The organism is Allomesorhizobium camelthorni, from assembly GCF_011045125.1.
Classification (GTDB): Bacteria; Pseudomonadota; Alphaproteobacteria; order Rhizobiales; family Rhizobiaceae; genus Allomesorhizobium; species Allomesorhizobium camelthorni.
The window spans coordinates 40881-62159 of the sequence record NZ_JAAKZF010000029.1 but is presented as its reverse complement, the minus strand read 5'-3'; the positions used below and the strand labels follow the sequence as shown (position 1 = coordinate 62159).

The window sequence follows — 21279 nt, the reverse complement described above, 5'->3', positions numbered from 1 at the left end:
ATCCATCACAGGGAGGAATACGATGTTGAGGAAATACGCAGTTCTTTTCGGCACGATCGCCGCACTCGCCGTGCCCATCGCTTCGGCCTCGGCGCAGACGGCTCTGAAATGGGCCCATGTCTACGAAACTTCCGAACCCTTCCATACGGAATCGGTGTGGGCGGCGGAAGAAATCGCAAAACGCACCGACGGCCGCTACAAAATCGACGTCTTTCCGGCTTCGCAGCTCGGCAAGGAATCCGACATCAACCAGGGGCTGACCCTCGGCACGGTCGACGTCATTATCTCCGGATCGAGCTTCGCCGCGCGCGAGTTCCCGCCGATCGGCGTGACCTATTTCCCCTTCATCTTCCGCGACGCCGACCATCTGCTCGCCTACACCAAGACCGATAAATACAAGGAACTGACCGGCGGCTACGAAGAAGCATCCGGCCATCACATCACGGCGACCACCTACTACGGCACGCGCCACACGACCTCCAACCGGCCGATCGAGAAATGCGCCGACATGCAAGGCTTGAAAATCCGCGTGCCTGACGTGCCGGCCTACCTCGCAATGCCGCGCGCCTGCGGCGCCAACACCGCGCCGATCGCATTCGCCGAGGTCTATCTCGCTTTGCAGCAGGGCACCGTGGAAGCGCAGGAAAACCCGCTGACGACGATCGACGCCAAGAAGTTCTACGAGGTGCAGAAGCACATCATCCTGACCGGACATATCGTCGACCACCTCAACACCATCGTATCGCAGTCGCGCTGGTCACAACTGTCGGACGAAGACAAGGCGATCTTCACCGAGGTGATGCAGGAAGCAGCCGCGCGCGCCACGAAGATCATAGTCGAGCGTGAGAAGGCCTTGGTCGATACGTTCAAGGAACGCGGCCTCACGGTCACCGAAGTCGACCGCGCCGACTTCGAAAAGAACGTGATCGAAAAGGTCACTTTCGAGGAGTTCGGCTACCGAAAGGAAGATTGGGAAGCGATCCGCGCCGTCCAGTAAGCTCACCACAAAAAGGCCCGGCGCGACCTGCGCGCGCCGGGCCTGTTTCAATGCGCCGTCCGATCGCCCCTTTTCCGGAGCAGCGACCATGACCGATGAAGTCCACACCCAGGTAACCGCCGAAGAGCTGGCGCATGCCTTTGAGGAGGAAATCGCGCCCGCCGACCTCTCGCGCTACGCGCTCGAGGACTGGGTGACGCTCGCCGTGTTCTGGGCCATGTCGCTCAGCGTCTTCCTGCAGTTCTTCACCCGCTACGCGATGAACAACAGCCTCGCCTGGACCGAGGAGATCGCCATCAACTGTCTGGTCGTCGTGGTTTTCCTGGGCTCGGTCATGTGCACGCGCATGACGCGCCACATCCATGTCGACATTCTCTACAAATATCTCCCGGCACAGATTGGGCGCGTGCTGGCGTTGGCCGTCAGCCTGATCGCTATCGGCTTCTTCGCCTACATGTCGTGGCTGCTGTGGCGCTATGTCGGGATCGTTTATCGCGAGCGGATGGTCACGATCAACCTGCCGCGCAACATCGTCTTCTACGCCGTCTTCGCCGGTTTCGTGCTGATGATGCTGCGCCAGATCCAGGTCTTCGTCGCCGACCTCAGGCGCGGCTATTCCGTGCTCGAACGTCCCGCCGAATTCGACGGATATGGGGGCTGAACCGTGCTGCTCCTGATCGGATCCTTCCTCCTCCTGATGATCGTCGGCACGCCCGTCGCCGTCTCCATGGCGGTGGCGTCGCTGCTCTATCTTGTCTTCTATAATGTCGCGCCAGATATCATCACGGCGCAGCGCATGATCGCCGGCGTCGAAAGCTTTCCGCTGCTGGCGGTGCCCTTCTTCATCCTTGCCGGCAATCTGATGAATACGGCCGGCGTCACCGGCCGCATCTACACGTTCGCGCTGGCTGTCGTCGGCTGGATGAAGGGTGGCCTGGCGCAGGTCAATATTCTGGGTTCGGTGGTGTTCGCCGGCATGTCGGGTGCGGCCTTGGCCGACGCCGCCGGCATCGGCACAATCGAGATCAAGGCGATGAAAGACCACGGCTATCCGGTGGAGGCGGCGGTCGGCGTCACCGCGGCGTCCTCGACGCTGGGGCCGATCTTTCCGCCATCGCTGCCCTTCGTCATCTACGGCATGATGGCCAACGTCTCGATCGGCGCGCTGTTCATGGCCGGCATCCTGCCCGGTCTCGTGATGATGGTGCTTATGATGATCACGGTCGCGATCTTTGCCTATCGCCGCGGCTGGGGCTCCGACACGCCGTTCAGCCTGCGCCGGCTGTTCGCCGCATCGGCCGAGGTTCTGGTGGTCGCCGCGTTTCCGGTGCTCGTCTACCTGCTTTCGCTCACCGGGGTCTCGCTCAATCTCGCCGTCGGCATAGCGCTGGTCGTGCTGATCGTGCTGGACTGGTATTTCGACTTCGCAGCCGTGATGGCGCTGATGACGCCGGTGATCCTGATCGGCGGCATGACTATGGGCTGGTTCACGCCGACCGAAGCCGCGGTCGCGGCCGTCATCTGGTCGCTGTTCCTCGGCCTCGTGCGCTATCGCTCGATGACACTGCGCTCGCTCGCCAAGGCGAGCTTCGACACCATCGAAACGACGGCCTCGGTGCTCTTCATCGTCACCGCCGCCTCGATCTTCGCCTGGCTGCTCACCGTCAGCCAGGCCGCGCAGTATTTCTCCGATTTCGTGTTCTCGCTGACCGACAACAAATGGGTCTTCCTGATCCTGGTCAATCTGCTGCTGCTCGGCATCGGCTGCTTCCTCGACACGATCGCGGCGATCACCATCATAGTGCCGATCCTGATGCCGATCATCGCCAAGTTCGACATCGATCCGGTGCATTTCGGGCTCGTGCTGACGCTCAACCTGATGATCGGGCTTTTGACGCCGCCCGTTGGCGTGGTCATGTTCGTGCTGTCGCGGATTTCAGGCCTGTCGATCGAGCGAACCACCATGGCGATCCTGCCCTGGCTCGCGCCGCTGCTGATCGCGCTGCTCGTCATAACCTTCGTTCCAGCCCTTTCACTGTGGCTGCCGACGCAACTGGGACTGATCCGATGACTGACCATGCAATCGCCGCGACCCTGTTCGGCCCTCAGGACCTGCGGATGATAGAACACCCGCTCGGCCCCCTCGCGTCGGGAATGGTGCGGGTGCGCTTCGGGGCAGGCGGCATCTGCGGCTCCGACCTGCACTATTTCCGCCATGCGCGCACCGGCGATTTTGTCGTCACCTCGCCGCTGATCCTCGGCCACGAGATCGCTGGCGAGATCGTCGAGATCAACGGCGCAGCGCCGGGCCTGAGCGTCGGCGACCATGTCGCGGTCAATCCGTCGCGCTGGTGCGGACATTGCGACCGCTGCGTGGAGGGCCGCGCCAATCTCTGCGAAAACATCTACTTCATGGGCTCGGCTTCCAAGACGCCTCACATGCAGGGCGGCTTCGCCAGCGTCTTCGACGCGGTGCCGGCGCAATGCGTGAAAGTTCCGTCGCATGTGGCCTACCAGGCGGCCGCACTCGCCGAACCGCTTGCGGTAAGCCTGCACGCGGCAGCACGGGCCGGCGAGATCAGGAACCAGAGCGTCATTCTGTTCGGCGCCGGGCCTATCGGGCTTCTGACCATGCTCGCCGCCAAGCTCGAAGGCTGCGGCGAAATCACCGTCGTCGACATAGCCGAAGCACCGCTGGCTTTCGCCAGCAAGCTCGGCGCGGACCGCACCATCGACCTCTCGGGCGGCGACGCAGAGCTGAAGGCGCTCGCGGCCGAGAGGCCGTTCGACGTCGCGTTCGAGATTTCGGGCACGGCGGCCGGCCTGGCAGCCGCGATAGCCAGCGTGCGGCGCGGAGGCACGGTCGTGCAGGTCGGCAATCTTCCGGGCGGCCAGATCCCCGTGCCGGCCAACGCGGTGATGGCCAAGGAAATCGACCTCAAGGGCACGTTCCGGTTCGGCGCGGAGTTCAGCCGGGCGGTCGACCTGATCGTCAGCGGCAAGGTCGACGTGCTCAAGCTGGTGACCGCCGAGCGCACCCTCTCCTCTGCTCCCGACGCCTTCGGGCTCGCCGCCGACCGCTCGCAAAGCGTCAAGGTCGTGCTCACCGCCGGCTGAGCGGCTTCCACGGACCTGCTTGGCAAGCGCCACCCGAGCCGGTAGGAACCGCGGCTGCGATCGAGGCGGAGGGAAAGCAAGGTGCCGAACGACGATCTGTCGGAGATTTCCGGGGCTTCCCATGCCGCGGTTCTGGCGCTCAACAACGCACATGCGGCGGAATTGTCGTGGCTGGAGCCCGACGAACTGTCGCGGCTGCTCGGCGAGGCGTTTTACGCGCGGCGGATCGGTGAAGTCGACGCCTTCCTGCTCGCCTTCGACCAGGATGCCCGCTACGACAGCCCGAATTTCGAGTGGTTTCGCGCCCGCTACCCGCGTTTCGTCTATGTCGATCGCGTGGTGGTCGCCGGCCATGCGCGCGGGCGCGGCCATGCCCGCCGGCTCTATGCCGATCTCTTCGACCATGCCGCGCGTGCCGGCCATGATCTGATCGCCTGCGAGGTCAATGAAGATCCGCCGAACCCGGCCTCTGACGCCTTCCACGCCGCCCTCGGCTTTTCGGTCGCCGGGCAGGCGCAAATCCACGGCGGCAAGAAGACGGTGCGCTATTTCACGCGGCCGCTGGCTTTTGGGTAGAGCCTGATCAGGAAGGTTGGAGCTCGGACTGCCTGACGCCCAGCGCGTTGAGTGCCGCCGGAATGTCGATGGTCGCCTTGAGCGGCAGATGATCCGACGCCACCTCCGACAGCGGCGTGTGGTGCGCTTCGAGCGCGGTGACCAGTCCGGGCGAGCCTATGACACGGTCGAGCGCCACCATCGGGTAATAAGACGGAAAACTCATCGGCGCGGCGGGCAGCGGACCGAACAGCGGCCTGAGATCGTGCAGCGATGAGCGCGGCCCGGCCGCCATTCGTTCAGGTCGCCGAGCAGCAGCGTCGGGATGCGGGTTCCGTCGTCGACGGCGTCGACGATAGCGCGCACCTGCCAGCGGCGCACGCGCCGCAAAAGTCCGAGATGGGCGGCCACCACTCGCAACGGCCCCGAAGGCAGTTCCAGATCCACCACCAGAGCGCCGCGAGGCTCGGCGCCGGGCAGCGCCAGCCGCCTGACGCGCCGCACCACTCCGGTCCGGATGAGCAGCGCATTGCCGCGCCATCCATGGCCGTTGGGGGCTAGTGAAGTCCGCACCAGCGTCAGCCCTGACGCCGCCTCCAGCGCGCGAAGGTCGAGCAGGCCCCGGCGCTCGCCAAAGCGCTGGTCGGCTTCCTGCAGCGCCACCACGTCCGCACCGATCTCCGCGATGACCGCCGCCACCCGCTCGGGATCGAAGCGGCGGTCGACGCCTAGGCATTTGTGGATGTTGTAGGAAGCGACGGTGACGTGATGATCGGCAACGTCACCCAGCCGGTACGGATCGGCGGCGCGCGCGGCAAGCTGCTGATGACGGATGCGGTTCTTGATCTGGGCCTTTATCGATCCCAAGCGGCGCGGCGCGCGCTTGAGGAGATCGAGCTGGACCGGATCGAAGAAGCGAAAGCGTCGAAGAGGCATTCAGTGTCTTTCAAGCCGAAGGGGATTTTTGATTCTAGAGCCTGATCCATTCCGATGGAATCGCAATAGGCCCCGATTTGCTGTTTTGCCGCATGATCTTATCCGAAAGTCTGAAACCTCTTGCTGCGCGATCTCTCGGCCTGGATCAGCGCCCTAAAGTTGCTCCTCGATGGGCAGCAGGCCCACCAGCATCGCAATCATCCGGCGGCGCAGGCTGGCCTCGGGTTCGGCCCCCAAAAGCTTCGCCGCGCCGACCGGCCCATCTTCCCATCCTATGGCGCCGTTTCCAAGCACGACGCGGTAACTTCGGCGTGGCGACATCTCCTGCGCAAACACCGCCTGCACCCCTCTCGCCAGTTCGGCATGGTCGAACATGATGCCCATTTCGGTGTTGAGGGAGGCCGAGCGCGGGTCGAAATTGAACGAGCCGACGAAGCCTGTCCGGCCGTCGACCAGAAAAGCCTTGGTATGGAGGCTGGCGCCGCTCGATCCGAACAAGGAGATGTCCTGCCGCGCCTCGCGCGGACGAAGCTCGAACAGCCGGATGTCGCCTTCTATCAGCCGTTTGCGATATCGCGCATACGCCCCGTGGACCGCCGACACGTCGGTCGCGGCCAGCGAATTGGTGAGAATTGAGACGCTCACGCCCTTGGCGGCGAGATGCAGCAGGATTTTTGCGCCGTCCTCGCCGGGGATGAAATAGGGCGACACGATCTCAAGCCGGCTCCGGGCGGAAGCGACCGCCGGCATGACGGCGTTGATCAGCCAGTTCTCCCGTTTTCCGTCATAGGCTTTCTCCGGCGGGTCGGAGACGACGCGGGCGCTGGTGGTCCAGTGCAGCTTCTGGATGCCCGCCAGCATGTCCTGGACGTCTTCTTCCTCCAGCACGCGGCCCAGATAGGGAATTGCGGCGGCGTGTGAAGGCGACGACTGCAGCGCCTTGCGCAGTTTCGGCAGATTGCCCCTGCGCGAGCCCGCAAGAATCCTGATGGGAATGACGACGCTGCTGTTCCAGTAGGCGTCGAATATCGCTTCGGTCTGCTGAACCGCAGGGCCAACCATCAGGACATCCATGTCGCGGAAATTCGAGGCTTCGGCGGCATCGAAATAGGCATCGCCAATGTTACGCCCGCCGACGATGGCGAGCCGTCCGTCGACGATCCACGCCTTGTTGTGCATGCGCCTGACCACGCTGTAGTAGCGCAGCAGCATTTCCAGGCCGCGGCGAAACGGGCCGTCCCGACTGCGGCAGGGGTTGAACAGCCGCACCTCGACATTCGGGTGCGCGTCGAACGCGCAGTAATTGGCGTCGCGGCCATTGACGTTGACGTCGTCGAGCAGCAGGCGCACGCGCACGCCGCGATCGGCGGCCATCAGGACCTCGTTGGCCAGCAGCCTGCCGGTCAGATCGTCCTTCCAGTAATAATATTGCAGGTCGAGGCTTCGGCCGGCATTGCGCGCCGCCGCGGCGCGAACGGCGAAGGCGTGCAGATTTCCACTGAGCAGTTGCAGGCCGGTTTCGCCCGGATGCTTTTGGAGCAGCGGCGCAATTGCCGCGTCGAGCACCGTCCCGCCTTCGGAAACGTCGAGGCTGACCGATGGCGCGCCCTGTTCGTGGCGGGCGAACCGGCCATAGGAATAGACCGCAAGATAAAGAAACAGCGCCAGTCCCGCCAGGACGGCCAGCGCTATCGACAGGGTGCCCATTCTATCGTCTTGACCATTTCAGGGACCGATGCGGCCACCAATACAAGGCGGAAGCATGGCGAATGTTCCATTGGCCGCCGAGCGGCGGACAATGATGGCAACGCCCGCCGTAATCGAGGTCGCCGAGGGCGCGGTTCGGGCTATTCGTATTTCATCACCTTCTCGGGCAGCAGGCCCCTGGGCGCGAAGCGCAGCACGAGAATGATGGTCAGTCCGATGACAAAAACGCGCATTTGCAACGCGCGGGTCGGCAGGTCCGAGGGCGGCGCAATGTCGAATATCTGCTGGAACCAGCTTGCGCCGTACCGGAACAGGATCAATGCGGCGGGTTCCGACATGGTCCAGATGACATAGACCAGCAGCGCGCCGAAAATCGTCCCGAGATTGTTTCCCGACCCGCCGAGCACCACCATGATAAGCACTAGGAAGGTGTGGTTGATAGGGTTGAAGCCGCTCGGATCGAAGATGCCGCCGAAGGTGACAAGCGCTGCGCCACCGACGCCGACGATGATGTTGCCGAGCACAAACATCTCCAGGCGGCGGCGGTTCACATCCTTGCCGACCGCCTCGGCGGCGGTTTCATTGTCGCGGATGGCGCGCATCATGCGGCCCCATGGCGAAGCCCAGCCGCGCTGCAGCAATATGTAGATCGCGACGATCAGCACGGCGGTCAGCGCGAGATAGGCGGAGCGGGCCGCCACGAAGCCAATCTCGTTGGGCGTCGGCACCGGCCAGGGCAGCGGCGACACGGTCAGCGTGCCCCTGGTCAGCCAGTCGGCGTTCTTCAGGAAGGATTTGACGATCTCTGCGATACCAAGCGTGGCGATGGCGAGATAATCTGACCGCAGGCCGAGAGTGATGCGGCCGATGAACCAGGCTAGAAGCCCGGCGACAAGACCGCCGAGCACCCAGCCGAGCCCGACCGGCAGGCCGAAGCCGCCGACGAAGCTGGAGCCTTTCTCGATGATCTCGGCCGCCGGGGCGAGTGCGTTCTGCACCGTTAGATAGGTTACTGCGGCGACGACGACCGTGAGGGCGGTGCGAAGCTTCTTCGGCACGCCGATACGGTCCGCCCGGCTGACGAGATAGGTGACCGCGACGCCGATGATGAGATAGGTACCGGTGCGCAGAAGCATCACCGGCGCTTCGGACTCCCAGAAAACGGGATTGACCGGAAACGAGACCAGCATGCCGGTGAAGGCTGCGATGGCGATAAAACCCATGACGCCCGCGTTGAAGAGGCCGGCATAGCCCCACTGGACGTTGAGCCCAAGAGCGACAATGGCGAGGCAGCTTGCCTCGACCAGCATACGCACGCCATAGGCGTTGCCCAGCCAGGCGAATATCAGCGCCACGATGACGGCAAGCCCGCCGAGAAGCGTGACCGTGCGCAGATCGATGGCCCGCATCATAGCACCCTCCCCTTGAAGATGCCGTGAGGACGCCAGATCAGCACGGCGACGAGGATGAAGAACGGCACCACCAGCTTGTATTCCGTCGGCACGAAAGCGAGGTTCGCCGGGATTTCCAGCCATTCTGGCAGATGCGGCTTCAGCGGGCGCAGCAGGATCGCCCAGTTGAAGACGGAAAGCGTTTCGGTGAAGCCGACCAGCAGGCCGCCACTGATCGCGCCATAGGGTTGCCCCACGCCGCCGACGATCATGGCGGCGACGATCGGCAGCAACAGGTTGAAACTCAGATCGGGCTTGAGGCTCACATCCATGGCAAGCAGCGTCCCGGCCGCTGCCGCGAGGCTGCCTGCGATGATCCATGTCGTGCGCACGACATGGCCGGTGCTGATGCCGGAAATGCGCGCCAGGTCGGCATTGTCGGACATTGCCCGCATCGCCTTGCCGGTGCGCGAGCGCGTCAGGAAAAGGTGCAGCGCGACGACGCTGACGATCGTGAAGACGATCAAAAGCAGCTGCGGTTCGGTCACGATGATGTGGCGGCCGCCGAACGGAATGCGGTAGATGTCCTTGGCAGTGACATACATCTGGCGCGGCGCCGTACCGAAGAAAAGCCGGATCACGCCCTGCAGCATCAGCATGACGCCGAAAGAGGCGATGACCAGCGTGATCGGCTTGTAGCCGACGGTCCTCAGCGGCGCGTAGAACCTTTTGTCGAGGAAGATGGTCACAGCGGCGGTGACGACCATTGCCAGCGGCATGACAACGAAGGCTGTGGGCAGGCCGACCAGCGCGCCGAGGCCGGGCATGAGCATGGTCAGCACGAAGGCCACGAAAGCGCCGAGCGTCATGATGTCGCCATGGGCGAAATTGGCGAAGCGCAATATGCCCGAAACCAGCGTCATGCCGACCGCGGCAAGCGCGTAGACCGAGCCGATGATCAGTCCGGCGATGACCACCTTGTTGATGAAGAACACGATCTCGTTGATTGGCATCGCCGCCAGCAGGCCGACATCTTCCATCAATGTGCTCCCCCGCCGAGGAAGCTTTCAGCCACTTCCGGATTGTCGAGCAGGGCCTGCCCAGTGCCGGTAAAGGAATTTCTTCCGCCGGCCAGGACAAAACCCTTGTGTGCGATGGCCAGCGCCTGGCGCGCATTCTGCTCAACCATCAATATGCCGACGCCGCCTTCATTGATGGCGATGACGCGCTCCAAAATCTCGCCCATGTAGCGCGGCGACAGGCCAGCCGTCGGTTCGTCTAGCAGCAGCAGCTTAGGCTCCATCATCAGCGCGCGGCCGATCGCCACCATTTGGCGCTGGCCGCCAGACAGTTCGCCCGCAGGCTGGCGGTGCTTGTCGCGCAGCGGCGGGAAATATTCGAAGATCTTCTCGATCAGCGGCCGGAAATCGTCGCGGCGGACATAGGCGCCCATTTCCAGGTTTTCGCGCACCGAAAGTGTCGGGAAGACGTTGAACTCCTGCGGCACGAATGAAAGGCCGCGCCGCACCAGCGTTTCGGGGTTGTTGTTGGTGATGTCCTCGCCGTCGAAGGTGACGCTGCCTTCCGACACCGTCAGCAGGCCGAACAGCGCCTTCAGCGTCGTCGATTTACCCGCACCGTTCGGCCCGATGATGACGCCGATCTCGTGCGCCTCGATGTCGATGCTGACGCCGTTGAGGATGTTTGCGCCACCATAGCCGGCATGGATATCGCGCATGCTCAATATGCTCATGATGCGCGCTCCGCCGGCGCACCGCCGAAATAGGCCTCGATGACTTCAGGGTTCCTGCGGATGTCGGCCATCGGCCCCTGCACCATCACCTTGCCGGCGGCCATGACGATGACCGGATCGCAGAGCCGCGCGATGAGGTCCATGTCGTGCTCGATAACGAAGAAGGTCAGGCCCTTCTCGCGGTTGAGGGACTCCACGACGGACGCCAGATCGTTCAGGAGCGTGCGGTTGACGCCGGCGGCGACTTCGTCGAGCAGCACCACGCGGGGCTCCGCCATCATCACGCGGCCGAGTTCAAGAAGCTTCTTCTGGCCGCCGGAAAGATTGCCGGCCTGCTCGTTCTTCACATGAGTGAGCCGGAGGATTTGCAGGATTTCCTCGGCCTTGCGCCGGGCGGCCAGTTCGTCGGCGTGGATCTTGCCGCGCCGGAAACAGGCGTCGAAGAAGGATTCCTCGCCCTTACCCGCGGTCACCACCATCAGGTTCTCGAGCGCGGTCAGGTGTGTGAATTCCTGTGCGATCTGGAAGGTTCGCGACAGGCCGTGCTCATACAGCTCGTGCGCGGCAAGCCCGGTAACGTCCTCGCCGTCGAGCAGGATGGTGCCTGAGGTCGGCGCGAAGGTTCCGGCGACCATGTTGAACATCGTCGTCTTGCCGGCCCCGTTCGGGCCGATCAGGCCGGTGATCGTGCCGCGCTCGACCTTGAGCGAACAATTGTCGACCGCCACGACGCTTCCGAACCGTTTTGTGACGTTTCTGACCTCGATGAGTGTATCCACCCCACCCGCCAATCTTCTTTGTCTTGGATGCGACAGCGGCTTGTCGCCGGCCCCCAAAGCCGGCGCCGTCCTGCGCATCGTGCGGCGGGAGGCCGAAGCCCGGCCTCCCGCCAATTCGTGAAAGGTTTAGTTGGCCGCCGCCACTTCCTTGAAGCCCTTGCCCTCGACGACCATTTCGATGACGTTGCCCGGCACGTCGCCGTTCTCGTCGAATTCATGGCTGCCGGCGGCGCCCTCGTAATTGATGTCCTTGCCTTCGGCAATCAGCTTCTTGGCCTTTTCCCATTCGCCCGGCAGGACAACTTCGCCCGGCTCGGAGGAGACCTCGCGCAGGGCGGCGTTAAGCCCCTCGCGAGAGTCCTTGCCGAGCTTCTCGATGGCGAGGGCAATCAGGAAGCCCGCATCATAGGCCTGCGCGCCGAAACTGGCGTTCGGGTCGAGACCGGCGGCCTTGGCCAGGGGCGAGTAGACTTCGGTGCCCAGGCCGGTGACATTGCCTATGCGGGTGGCGATCATGCCGTCGAGCTTGCCTTCGCCGATGTTGGCGATGAGCGAGTCGCCGACCATGCCGTCGCCGCCGGCGAACTTCGAGAAGTCGCCGCCTTCCAGCGCCTGCCGGACGATGGTCAGACCGGAGCCGTCGACATAGGCCAGCACCACCAGCATCTCGGCGCCGGACGAGGCCAGCGAGCCGATTTCGGCGCGGTAGTCGGCCTTGCCGTCCTCATGCGCCTCCTTGGCGGCGACAGCGCCGCCGAGTTCCTTGAACGACTCTTCCAGCGCATCGGCAAAGCCCTTGCCGTAGTCGTTGTTGACGTAGGTGATGGCGATGTTGTCGGTGCCCTTTTCCTTCAGGATCTTGGCCAACGTCTCGCCGCTATAGGCGTCGGACGATGTCGTGCGGAACACCAGATCCTTGTCGTCCAGCGCCGTAATGGCCGGCGAGGTCGCGGCCGGCGAGACGATGACGACGCCGCCCGGAATGGCCGCATTGTTGGCCGCCGCGATGGTCTCGCCCGAGCAGAGTGGACCGACGAGCGCCGTCACCTTCTCGGAATTGACCATGCGGTCGGCGGCGTTCGAGGCGGCGGTCGCGTCGGCGCAGGTGGAGTCGCCCGAGACGATATTGAGCTTCTGGCCGTCGAGTATGCCGCCCTGCTCGTTGACGTGCGAGACGGCGAGCTTGGCGCCCTCGAAGATCGGCGGGACGAGGCTTTCGATCGGGCCCGTGAAGCCGCCGAGGAAGCCGATCTTGACGTCGGCATTGGCGGCCGAAGCGGCCAGCACGGCCGTTCCGACCATGGCGGTTGCGAATATTGTCCTGGTAATGCGTTTCATCGTGTTTTCCTCCCGTGTTGCCGTTGAGACATATGGAAATAGGGTATTTTATAGCCAGCCCCAGCCCCTCGGATAAATCAACCCCTTTCGGCCAGCAAGCGATCGAGTGAAGTCCAGGCTCTAGCTCACGTCACCTTGCTGCGCATGCGGTACTCCGGCCGGTCCCACAGCTTGTCGCGCATCACGCGCTCGAGCGTCTGCGCCGCATTCACCACATCCGTCTCGCTTATATAGAGCGGCGTGAAGCCGAAGCGCATAATGTCGGGCGCGCGGAAGTCGCCGATGACGCCGTTGGCGATCAGCGCCTGCATGGCGGCGTAGCCTTCGCGGAAGCGGAACGAGACCTGGCTCCCCCGAACCGACGGATCGCGTGGCGACGCCAGTTCGAGTTCCGGGCAGCGCGCCTCGACCTCCCTGATGAAGCGCTCCGAAAGCACGATCGAGCGCCTGCGCAATGCGTTCATGTCGACGCCGTCCCAAACCTCCAGCGCGGTGTGCAACGCCGCCAGCGACAGGATCGCCGGCGTTCCGACCCGCATGCGGTCGATGCCGCGCGCCGGGCGATAGTCGAGATCGAAGGCGAACGGCGCCTCGTGGCCCATCCAGCCGCAAAGCGATGGCGAAACCCGGTCGGCATGGTCCGGCCGGACATAGAGAAAGGCCGGCGCGCCGGGGCCGCCGTTCAGATATTTGTAGCCGCAGCCAATGGCGAAATCGACATTGCAGCTAGCCAAATCGACCGGCAGCGCGCCGGCGGAATGGCAGAGATCCCAGATGGTTATCACGCCCCGTTCATGCGCCTTCGCGGTCAGCGCCGCCATGTCGTGCAGGCGGCCGGTCCGGTAGTCGACCTGCGTGATCATCAGCACGGCGACATCCGCGGTTATCGCCGCCTCGACCTCCTCCGGAGCGACGATCTTCAATTCGTGCCCGCGCCCGAGCGCCTTCACCGCGCCTTGGGCAACATAGAGATCGGTCGGGAAATTGCCCGAATCCGACAGGACGATTTTCCGGTCGCCAGCCATGCCGAGCGCCGCCGTCAGCACCTTGAACAGATTTACCGAGGTCGAATCCGCCGCGACCACGCTGCCTTCCGGCGCGCCGATCAGACGCCCGATGCGGTTGCCGGCGTCAAGTTGCAAATCAATCCAGCCGCGCTCGTTCCAGCCGCGAATCAGCCGCTCGCCCCAGCCCTGGTCGATCTCCGCCAGAACCCGTTCGCGCACGGCTCTCGGCAGCGGTCCGAGCGAATTGCCGTCGAGATAGACGACCCCTTCCGGCAGTTCGAACAGCGCGCGCGTCCGGTCGAAAATATCGTTGGTCATTTCGAAGCCTTGGCCTTGAGCACGAAGCGCTGGATCTTGCCGGTCGGGGTCTTCGGCAGGGCTTCGATGAATTTTATCGAGCGCGGATATTTGTAGGGCGCGATCGCTTGCTTCACGTGATCCTGCAGCGCCTTCACCGTCGCGGCGTCCGGCGCGATATCGGCGGCCAGCACGATATGCGCCTGGACGATCTGTCCGCGCTCCTCGTCCTCCACCCCGATGACAGCGCATTCGCTGACGAAGGCATGGGTGAGCAGCGCCGCCTCCACTTCGGGACCGGCGATGTTGTAGCCCGACGAGATGATCATGTCGTCGGAGCGGGCGGCGAAGTGGAAATAGCCGTCCTCGTCCTGCCAGAAGGAATCGCCCGTGAGGTTCCAGCCGTCGCGGACATATTTCGTCTGGCGTTTGTCGGCGAGGTAACGGCAGCCGGTCGGCCCGCGCACGGCCAGCCGGCCAATCTCGCCGCGCGGTTTTTCCTGCATCTCGTCATCGACGATTTTGGCCTCGTAGCCGGTGACCGGCTTGCCGGTGGATGCAGGCGCGGAGTCGCCCAGCCGGTTGGAGATGAAGATATGAAGCATTTCGGTAGAGCCGATACCGTCAAGCATCGGCTTGCCGGTCTTCTTCATCCACTCTTCATAGATCGGCGCCGGAAGCGTCTCGCCGGCAGACACGGCGACGCGCAGAGAACTCAGATCGGCGCCCTCGTCCATGGCGGCCAGCATAACGCGGTAGGCGGTCGGCGCGGTGAACGAGATCGTCGCTCTGTAGGTCTCAATGATTTCGATCATCTTCGGCGGCGTCGCCTGCTCGAGCAGCGTCGCTGCAGCGCCGAAGCGCAGCGGGAAGATCGCCAGGCCGCCGAGCCCGAAGGTGAAGGCGAGCGGCGGCGAACCGACGAACACATCGTCTGGCCTGACGGCGAGCACTTCCTTGGCGTAAGCGTCAGCGATGATCAGAAGGTCGCGATGGAAATGCATCGTCGCCTTGGGTTCGCCGGTGGTGCCGGAGGTGAAGCCGAGCAGCGCGACATCGTCGCGGCCAGTCTCAACTGCATCGAATTTCACCGGCTTGTTCAGCGCGATGCGGTCGAGTTCGGCGTCATGGTTGGCCGTGCCGTCGAAGCCGATAATGGTCTTCAGGAAGCGGCTCTCCTTGCCGCAGGCGATCAGTTCGTCCTTGATGCGCGTGTCGCAGAGCGCAAATTGGACCTCGGCCTTGTCGACGATCTTGCCGAGTTCCCCGGCCCGAAGCATCGGCATGGTGTTGACCACGACTGCGCCCGCCTTGGTGGCCCCGAGCCAGCAGGCGACCATCGCCGGATTGTTGGCGGAACGGATCAGCACGCGGTTTCCGGGCTTTACACCGTAATTCTCCACCAGCGCATGGGCGATGCGGTTCGACCAGTCGGTCAGTTCCTTGTAGGTCCGGCGGCGGCCATTGCCGATGAGCGCGGTGTTGTCGCCAAAGCCCTTGGCGACCATGGCGTCGGTCAGTTCGACGGCGGCGTTCAGCCGCTCGGGATAGTCGAAGCCGTCGAGCAGGAAGTCGGGCCACTGGCTCTGCGGCGGCAGATTGTCCCGCGTGAACGTGTCGATATGCGCCGATGGTCCCAGCATTTCAGTTCCCCGCAATGACCTGTCTGGCGATGATGACCTTTTGAACGTCCGACGCGCCCTCGTAGATCCGAAGTGCGCGGATTTCGCGATAGAGGCTCTCGACGATGCTGCCCTTGCGCACGCCGTCGCCGCCATGGATCTGCACCGCCTTGTCGATGACGCTCTGGGCACGGTCGGTGGAAAACAGCTTCGCCATCGCCGCCTCGCGGCTGATGCGGGCAGCGCCCGAATCCTTCAGCCATGCGGCGCGGTAGACCAGGAGTGCGGCGGCGTCGATGTCCAGCGCCATGTCGGCGATGTGGCCCTGGACCATCTGCAATTCAGACATCGGAGCGCCGAACAGTTCGCGCGATGTCGCGCGGGAGACGGATTCGTCGAGAGCGCGACGCGCAAAGCCGAGGGCGGCCGCCGCCACGGTGGGCCGGAACACGTCGAGCACCGACATGGCTATGCGAAAGCCCTGCCCCGGCGATCCGATCATGGCGGAGCGCGGAATCCGGCAGTTTTCGAAGGACAGCCGCGCCAGCGGATGCGGAGCGATCACTTCAAGCCGCTCGGCGATCGACAGGCCCCGCGCATCGGCAGGCACGATGAAGGCGGAGATACCTTTGGCGCCCGGCCCTTCGCCGGTACGAGCAAACACGGTGTAAAAATCAGCGATGCCGCCATTCGATATCCAGGTCTTTTCGCCGTTGAGGACGTAGGAGTCGCCATCGACGGTGGCGGCCAGGTCGAGATTGGCAACGTCGGAGCCGGATTTCGGCTCGCTCAGCGCGAAGGCCGACAGAGCCTTGCCGCGCCGCGTCCTCGCCAGCCATTCGCGCTTCTGCCCGGCCGTGCCGAACAGCGATAGCGCGCCGGTGCCCAGCCCCTGCATGGCGAAGGCGAAATCGGCCAGCCCGTCATGCCGCGCCAGCGTCTCGCGGATGATGCAGAGACTGCGCACGTCCAGCTTTGCGTCGGCCTCCTCGGGATCGACCGCGGAATGGCCGAGCCACCCGCCCTCCCCCAGTTTTGCCACCAACTCGCGGCAGGCTCGGTCGACATCGCCGTGATCGACATGCGCCAGATTGGCCGACGCCCAGCCTTCCAGCGCTTCCGCCAGCGCACGATGGCGATCCTCGAAGAACGGCCAGGCGAGAAAGCTGCGGTCAGGCACGAGGGCACTCCTTGATCGCGTGGCGCCATAACCTTGGGCGACCCCCCTCTGGCCTGCCGGCCATCTCCCCCTCAAGGGGGGAGATCATGCTGTTTCGCCGAAGCTGCCAATCTTCGACCCTTCCGATAGAGGTAGCGCACCGGCGGCACCGCATCCAATCTCCCCCCTTGAGGGGGAGATGGCCGGCAGGCCAGAGGGGGGTCGTCTCCAAATTGAGCACCTTAGTCACCCCTGAACACGGGCTTTTCTTTCGCTGCGAAAGCATCATAGGCGCGCTTGAAATCCAGCGTCTGCATACAGATCGCCTGCGCCTGCGCTTCGGCCTCGATGGCCTGCTCGATGGACATCGACCATTCCTGATTGAGCATGGTCTTGGTCATCATATGCCCGAAATTCGGGCCTTCGGCGAGGCGCTTGGCCAGCGCCAGCGCCTCATTATCAAGCGTCGCCTGCTCGACGATGCGGTTGAAGAACCCCCAGCGTTCGCCCTCGTCGGCAGACATGGTCCTGCCGGTATAGAGCAGTTCGGCGGCGCGGCCCTGGCCGATGATGCGCGGAAGGATGGCGCAGGCGCCCATGTCGCAACCGGCAAGGCCGACGCGGGTGAACAGGAAGGCCGTCTTGGCCTCCGGCGTGGCGATGCGCAAATCGGAAGCCATGGCGATTATCGCGCCGGCGCCAACGCAGACGCCGTCGACGGCCGCGATGATCGGCTTGCCGCAATTGATCATCGCCTTGATCAGGTCGCCGGTCATGCGGGTGAAGGCCAGCAGGCCTTTCATGTCCTTTTTCAACAGCGGACCGATTATGTCATGGACATCGCCGCCCGAGCAGAAATTGCCGCCGTTCGAACCGAACACCACCGCCTTGATATCGTCCGCATAGGCCAGCGCGCGAAAACAGTCACGAAGCTCGGCATAGCTGTCGAAGGTCAGCGGGTTCTTGCGCTCCGGCCGGTCGAGCGTGATGACGGCGATGCCGTCTTGCGCCCGCCAGCGAAAATGCTTCGCCTTGTACCCTGCCATGTCAGTCATTGGCGTCAACCTTTGCAGTCAGCTTCGGCGATCTGCCGACGGTTTCCAATATTCCGATCGCCTGTTCGCAATCCTCATCGGACAAGTCCTGCAGAATGCCGTTGACCCAGCCGGCATGCGCCTCGGCCATGCGGGCAAAGGTTTCCCTGCCCTTTATGGAGAGCCGCACAAGCGTCGCACGCTTGTCGCCGGCGACCGGGATCCGCAGCACCAGCCCGTCGGCGACGAGCCGCTCGACGATGCCGGTGACATTGCCGTTGGAAACCCGCAGCGCCGCCGAAAGCTCGCTCATCTTGAGCCCATCCTCAAACCGATAGAGCGCGGCGAGAACATCGAAGCGCGGCAGCGTCGTGTCGAATTCGACGCGCAGATTCTCGCGCACAGTCGCCTCGACCAGCTTGGTTGCTTTCAGCATGCGCAGCCAGACCCTGAGCCGCTGCTTCGCCATGCATGGAGCAGAAGTCGGTTTCTGCTGGATCGTCATACCTCGCCCCCCGAAATCGAAATGGCCTGGCCGGTGATTGCGGCTGCGTTCGGCCCGCAGAGAAACAGCACGGTCTCGGCGACTTCCTCCGGCCGCACAAAGCGCTTCTGCGGGTTTGCGCCGGCTAATGCGGCGATCGCCTCGTCCCGGCCCTTGCCGGTCTTCTGCATGATGGTTTCGATCGAGCGCTCGAGCATCGGAGTATGGGTGAAGCCGGGACAGACCGCGTTCACGGTTATGCCGGTTTCGGCGAGTTCCAGCGCCAGCGATTTCGTCAGCCCGACGACGCCATGCTTGGCGGCGCTGTAGGCGGAGACATAGGGGTAGCCCTTCAGGCCCGCCGTCGACGCGACGGCGATCAGGCGGCCCTGCTTGCGCTTCATCAGTCCGGGCAGCGCGTTCTGGAAGGTCACGAACACGCCGGTCAGATTGACGTCTAGCATCTTCTTCCACAAATCCATGCCCGTGCGGTGGAACGGCGCGCTTTCGGCGGTTCCGGCATTGGCGACGACGATGTCTAGATCGCCATGCTCCGCGCCGATGCGCTCGAACAAATGGCGCACCGACGCCTCGTCGGTCATGTCGGCGACGATGCCGCTGATGCGGTCCGACTTGGCCGCCACTTCCTCGAGCGGCTCCATCCGCCGGCCCGACACGACGACCGAGGCGCCGGCCTCGGCAAGCGCAAGCGCGATAGCGGCGCCCAACCCGGATCCGCCGCCGGTCACCAGTGCGCGCTGTCCGGAAAGGTCGCTCATACCACGCGGTCCTGTGCGGCCATTTCGGCGGCGCGCTCGGCAAGACGCAACAACTGGTCGCGCCCGGGCAGATAGGGATCGGGCCAAGGCTCACCCGTATCGCCGAATTTGGCGGCGGCGCGCAGCGTCCAGTACGGATCGGTCAGATGCGGCCGCGCCAGGCAGACGAGGTCGGCCCGACCGGCAAGCAGGATTGAGTTGACGTGATCCGGCTCGTAGATGTTGCCGACCGCCATGGTCGCCATGCCGGTTTCGTTGCGGATGCGGTCGGAGAACGGCGTCTGGAACATGCGGCCGTAGACGGGACGGGCAAGCTCCGAAGTCTGGCCAGCCGACACGTCGCAGATGTCGACGCCGGCGTCCTGCAGCATCTTGGCGATCTCGACCGCCTCGTGCGGCGTGACACCCTCGTCGCCGACCCAGTCATTGGCGGAAATGCGCACCGAGATCGGCTTGCCCGCCGGCCAGACCTCGCGCACGGCGTGGTAAACCTCCAAGGGATAACGCATGCGGTTCCGCAGCGAGCCGCCATATTCGTCGGTGCGGTTGTTGGTCAACGGCGTGATGAAGGAGGACAGCAGATAGCCGTGCGCGGCATGTATCTCCAGCATGTCGAAGCCGGCGCGGTCAGCCATTTCGGCCGAGGCGACGAACTGGTCGCGCACCATGTCCATGTCGGCTCGGGTCATTGCCTTGGGAGTCTGGTTCTTGGTCGACCATGGCAGCTCCGACACCGACATGACCGGCCAGTTGCCTCGGTCGAGCGGCTTGTCCATGCCTTCCCAGCCGAGTTTGGTGGACCCCTTGCGGCCGGAATGGCCGATCTGGGCGCAGATCTTGGCTTGGGTTTCGGTGTGGACGAAGTCGACGATGCGCTTCCACGCCAGCTCATGCTCGGGCTTGTAAAAGCCCGTGCAGCCCGGCGTTATCCGCCCTTCCGGGCTGACGCAGGTCATCTCGATATAGAGGAGGCCGGCACCGCCCTTGGCGCGTTCGCCGTAATGCACCAGGTGCCAGTCAGTCGGCGTTCCGTCGACGGCCTTGTACTGCGCCATCGGCGAAACCACGATGCGGTTCCTGAGTTGCATGTCGCGCAGCCTGAGCGGCGCGAACATCGGAGCCCGCCTGGTGCCCGCCGGGGCGCCCGCACGCTCCTGGAACCATTGCTCCGCGCTCTCCAGCCAGGCCTTGTCGCGCAGCCGCAAATTTTCGTGGCTGATGCGCTGCGAGCGTGTAAGCAGGGAATAATTGAACTGCACCGGATCGAGGTCGAAATAGCGCTCGACATCCTCGAACCATTCCAGCGAATTGCGCGCCGCCGATTGCAGGCGCAGCACCTCGGTGCGGCGCTCCTCCTCGTAGCGGGCGAAGGCGGCTTCAAGCGTCGGCTCGGTGTTGACCAGTTCGGCAAGCGCAATCGCGCTTTCCAGCGCCAGCTTGGTGCCGGAGCCGATCGAAAAATGCGCGGTCGCGGCGGCATCGCCGAGCAGCGCGACGTTCCGGTAGGACCAGCGCTTGCAGAGCACGCGCGGGAAATTCAGCCAGGCCGAGCCACGGATGTGGTTGGCGTTGGTCATCAACTCGTGGCCGTCGAGATATTTCGCGAAAATGCGCTCGCAGATGCGGTTGGTTTCCTGCTGGCTCATTTCGCCGAAGCCGAATTTTGCCCAGGTATCGGCGCTGCACTCGACGATAAACGTCGCCGTGTCCTTGTCGAACTGATAGGCGTGCGCCCAGACCCAGCCGTGCTCGGTCTCTTCAAAGATGAAGGTGAAGGCGTCGTCGAATTTCTGGTGCGTGCCGAGCCACACGAATTTGCAGCTCCGCACGTCGATCTCGGGCTCGAACCTGTCGGCGAATTCCGCCCGCGCGCGCGAATTCAGCCCGTCGGCAGCGACGACGAGATCGTATTCCTCGGCATATTTGCAGATTTTTTCGACATTGGTTTCGAAGCGCAACTCGACGCCGAGTTCGCGCGCCCTCGCCTGCAGTAGAAGCAGGAGCTGCTTGCGGCCGATGCCGCAGAAGCCGTGGCCGGTGGAAACGGTCTTGGTGCCCTTGAAATGGACGGCGATGTCATCCCAATAGGCGAAATGCGAGCGGATCGCGGCGGCGCTGACCGCGTCGTTGGCGGCGAGGTTGGTGAGGGTTTCGTCGGAAAGCACCACGCCCCAGCCGAACGTGTCGTCGGACCGGTTGCGCTCGACAACGACGACTTCCGCCGCCGGATCGCGCAGCTTCATGCTGATGGCGAAATAGAGGCCGGCAGGCCCTCCACCGAGGCAGGCGATCTTCATCAGCCGTCATTCTCCTTCCGATGCGGG

Annotated in this window: 18 protein-coding genes and 1 pseudogene; 5 read left to right on the top strand and 14 right to left on the bottom strand. The window is 63.9% G+C overall.

What is annotated here, in order from left to right:
- Positions 1–22: 22 nt before the first annotated feature.
- The 5 genes from G6N73_RS19340 (at position 23) to G6N73_RS19320 (ending at position 4690) form a co-directional block, all read left to right on the top strand.
- Positions 23–997 carry a sialic acid TRAP transporter substrate-binding protein SiaP gene (locus tag G6N73_RS19340; RefSeq protein WP_165030526.1) on the top strand — a complete coding sequence of 325 codons (975 nt, stop codon included), beginning with the start codon at positions 23–25 and terminating at the stop codon, positions 995–997.
- A gap of 88 nt (positions 998–1085) precedes the next feature.
- Positions 1086–1658, top strand: a complete 573-nt coding sequence (locus tag G6N73_RS19335) for a TRAP transporter small permease (RefSeq protein ID WP_165030524.1) — start codon at positions 1086–1088, stop codon at positions 1656–1658.
- A 3-nt stretch (positions 1659–1661) separates the two neighbouring features.
- Complete coding sequence (locus G6N73_RS19330) at positions 1662–3068, top strand: TRAP transporter large permease subunit (protein WP_165030522.1); 1407 nt, start codon at positions 1662–1664, stop codon at positions 3066–3068.
- Positions 3065–4114 carry an L-idonate 5-dehydrogenase gene (locus tag G6N73_RS19325; RefSeq protein WP_165030520.1) on the top strand — a complete coding sequence of 350 codons (1050 nt, stop codon included), beginning with the start codon at positions 3065–3067 and terminating at the stop codon, positions 4112–4114. Before G6N73_RS19330 ends, G6N73_RS19325 begins: the two co-directional genes overlap by 4 nt.
- A gap of 81 nt (positions 4115–4195) precedes the next feature.
- The gene (locus G6N73_RS19320; protein ID WP_165030518.1) at positions 4196–4690 is read left to right on the top strand and encodes a GNAT family N-acetyltransferase; all 495 of its coding nucleotides are present in this window, start codon (positions 4196–4198) and stop codon (positions 4688–4690) included.
- Positions 4691–4697: 7 nt separating this feature from the next.
- On the opposite strand, the pseudogene G6N73_RS19315 reads toward G6N73_RS19320, so the two are convergent.
- The 14 genes and pseudogenes from G6N73_RS19315 to G6N73_RS19250 all read right to left on the bottom strand — a co-directional run bounded on the left by G6N73_RS19315 (position 4698) and on the right by G6N73_RS19250 (position 21252).
- Positions 4698–5605 (bottom strand): annotated as a pseudogene (locus tag G6N73_RS19315) (endonuclease/exonuclease/phosphatase family protein).
- Between the two features lie 153 nt (positions 5606–5758).
- Complete coding sequence (locus G6N73_RS19310; protein WP_165030515.1) at positions 5759–7312, bottom strand: phospholipase D family protein; 1554 nt, start codon at positions 7310–7312, stop codon at positions 5759–5761.
- 140 nt (positions 7313–7452) lie between these two features.
- Positions 7453–8724: a branched-chain amino acid ABC transporter permease gene (locus G6N73_RS19305; protein WP_165030513.1), complete on the bottom strand. Its 1272-nt coding sequence runs from the start codon at positions 8722–8724 to the stop codon at positions 7453–7455.
- Positions 8721–9743, bottom strand: a complete 1023-nt coding sequence (locus G6N73_RS19300) for a branched-chain amino acid ABC transporter permease (RefSeq protein ID WP_206078956.1) — start codon at positions 9741–9743, stop codon at positions 8721–8723. Before G6N73_RS19300 ends, G6N73_RS19305 begins: the two co-directional genes overlap by 4 nt.
- Positions 9743–10456, bottom strand: a complete 714-nt coding sequence (locus G6N73_RS19295; RefSeq protein WP_165030512.1) for an ABC transporter ATP-binding protein — start codon at positions 10454–10456, stop codon at positions 9743–9745. The genes G6N73_RS19300 and G6N73_RS19295 overlap by 1 nt, the downstream gene beginning before the upstream one ends.
- Entirely contained in the window at positions 10453–11235 is a 783-nt protein-coding gene (locus tag G6N73_RS19290) for an ATP-binding cassette domain-containing protein (RefSeq protein WP_165030510.1), read from the bottom strand. The genes G6N73_RS19295 and G6N73_RS19290 overlap by 4 nt, the downstream gene beginning before the upstream one ends.
- Before the next feature lie 126 nt (positions 11236–11361).
- Positions 11362–12573, bottom strand: coding sequence for an ABC transporter substrate-binding protein (locus tag G6N73_RS19285; RefSeq protein WP_165030508.1), 1212 nt, complete (start codon positions 12571–12573; stop codon positions 11362–11364).
- A 125-nt stretch (positions 12574–12698) separates the two neighbouring features.
- The gene (kynU, locus tag G6N73_RS19280; RefSeq protein ID WP_165030506.1) at positions 12699–13898 is read right to left on the bottom strand and encodes a kynureninase; all 1200 of its coding nucleotides are present in this window, start codon (positions 13896–13898) and stop codon (positions 12699–12701) included.
- Entirely contained in the window at positions 13895–15520 is a 1626-nt protein-coding gene (locus G6N73_RS19275; protein WP_165030504.1) for an AMP-binding protein, read from the bottom strand. The genes kynU and G6N73_RS19275 overlap by 4 nt, the downstream gene beginning before the upstream one ends.
- 1 nt (position 15521) lies before the next feature.
- Positions 15522–16679: an acyl-CoA dehydrogenase family protein gene (locus G6N73_RS19270; protein ID WP_165030502.1), complete on the bottom strand. Its 1158-nt coding sequence runs from the start codon at positions 16677–16679 to the stop codon at positions 15522–15524.
- Positions 16680–16900: 221 nt separating this feature from the next.
- Positions 16901–17713 (bottom strand): enoyl-CoA hydratase family protein, encoded by an 813-nt coding sequence (locus G6N73_RS19265; RefSeq protein WP_165030500.1) that lies wholly within the window; start codon positions 17711–17713, stop codon positions 16901–16903.
- Positions 17706–18197 carry a MarR family winged helix-turn-helix transcriptional regulator gene (locus G6N73_RS19260; RefSeq protein ID WP_165030498.1) on the bottom strand — a complete coding sequence of 164 codons (492 nt, stop codon included), beginning with the start codon at positions 18195–18197 and terminating at the stop codon, positions 17706–17708. The genes G6N73_RS19265 and G6N73_RS19260 overlap by 8 nt, the downstream gene beginning before the upstream one ends.
- Positions 18194–18955 carry an SDR family NAD(P)-dependent oxidoreductase gene (locus G6N73_RS19255; RefSeq protein WP_165030496.1) on the bottom strand — a complete coding sequence of 254 codons (762 nt, stop codon included), beginning with the start codon at positions 18953–18955 and terminating at the stop codon, positions 18194–18196. The genes G6N73_RS19260 and G6N73_RS19255 overlap by 4 nt, the downstream gene beginning before the upstream one ends.
- Positions 18952–21252 (bottom strand): bifunctional salicylyl-CoA 5-hydroxylase/oxidoreductase, encoded by a 2301-nt coding sequence (locus G6N73_RS19250; protein WP_165030494.1) that lies wholly within the window; start codon positions 21250–21252, stop codon positions 18952–18954. The genes G6N73_RS19255 and G6N73_RS19250 overlap by 4 nt, the downstream gene beginning before the upstream one ends.
- Positions 21253–21279: the final 27 nt, after the last annotated feature.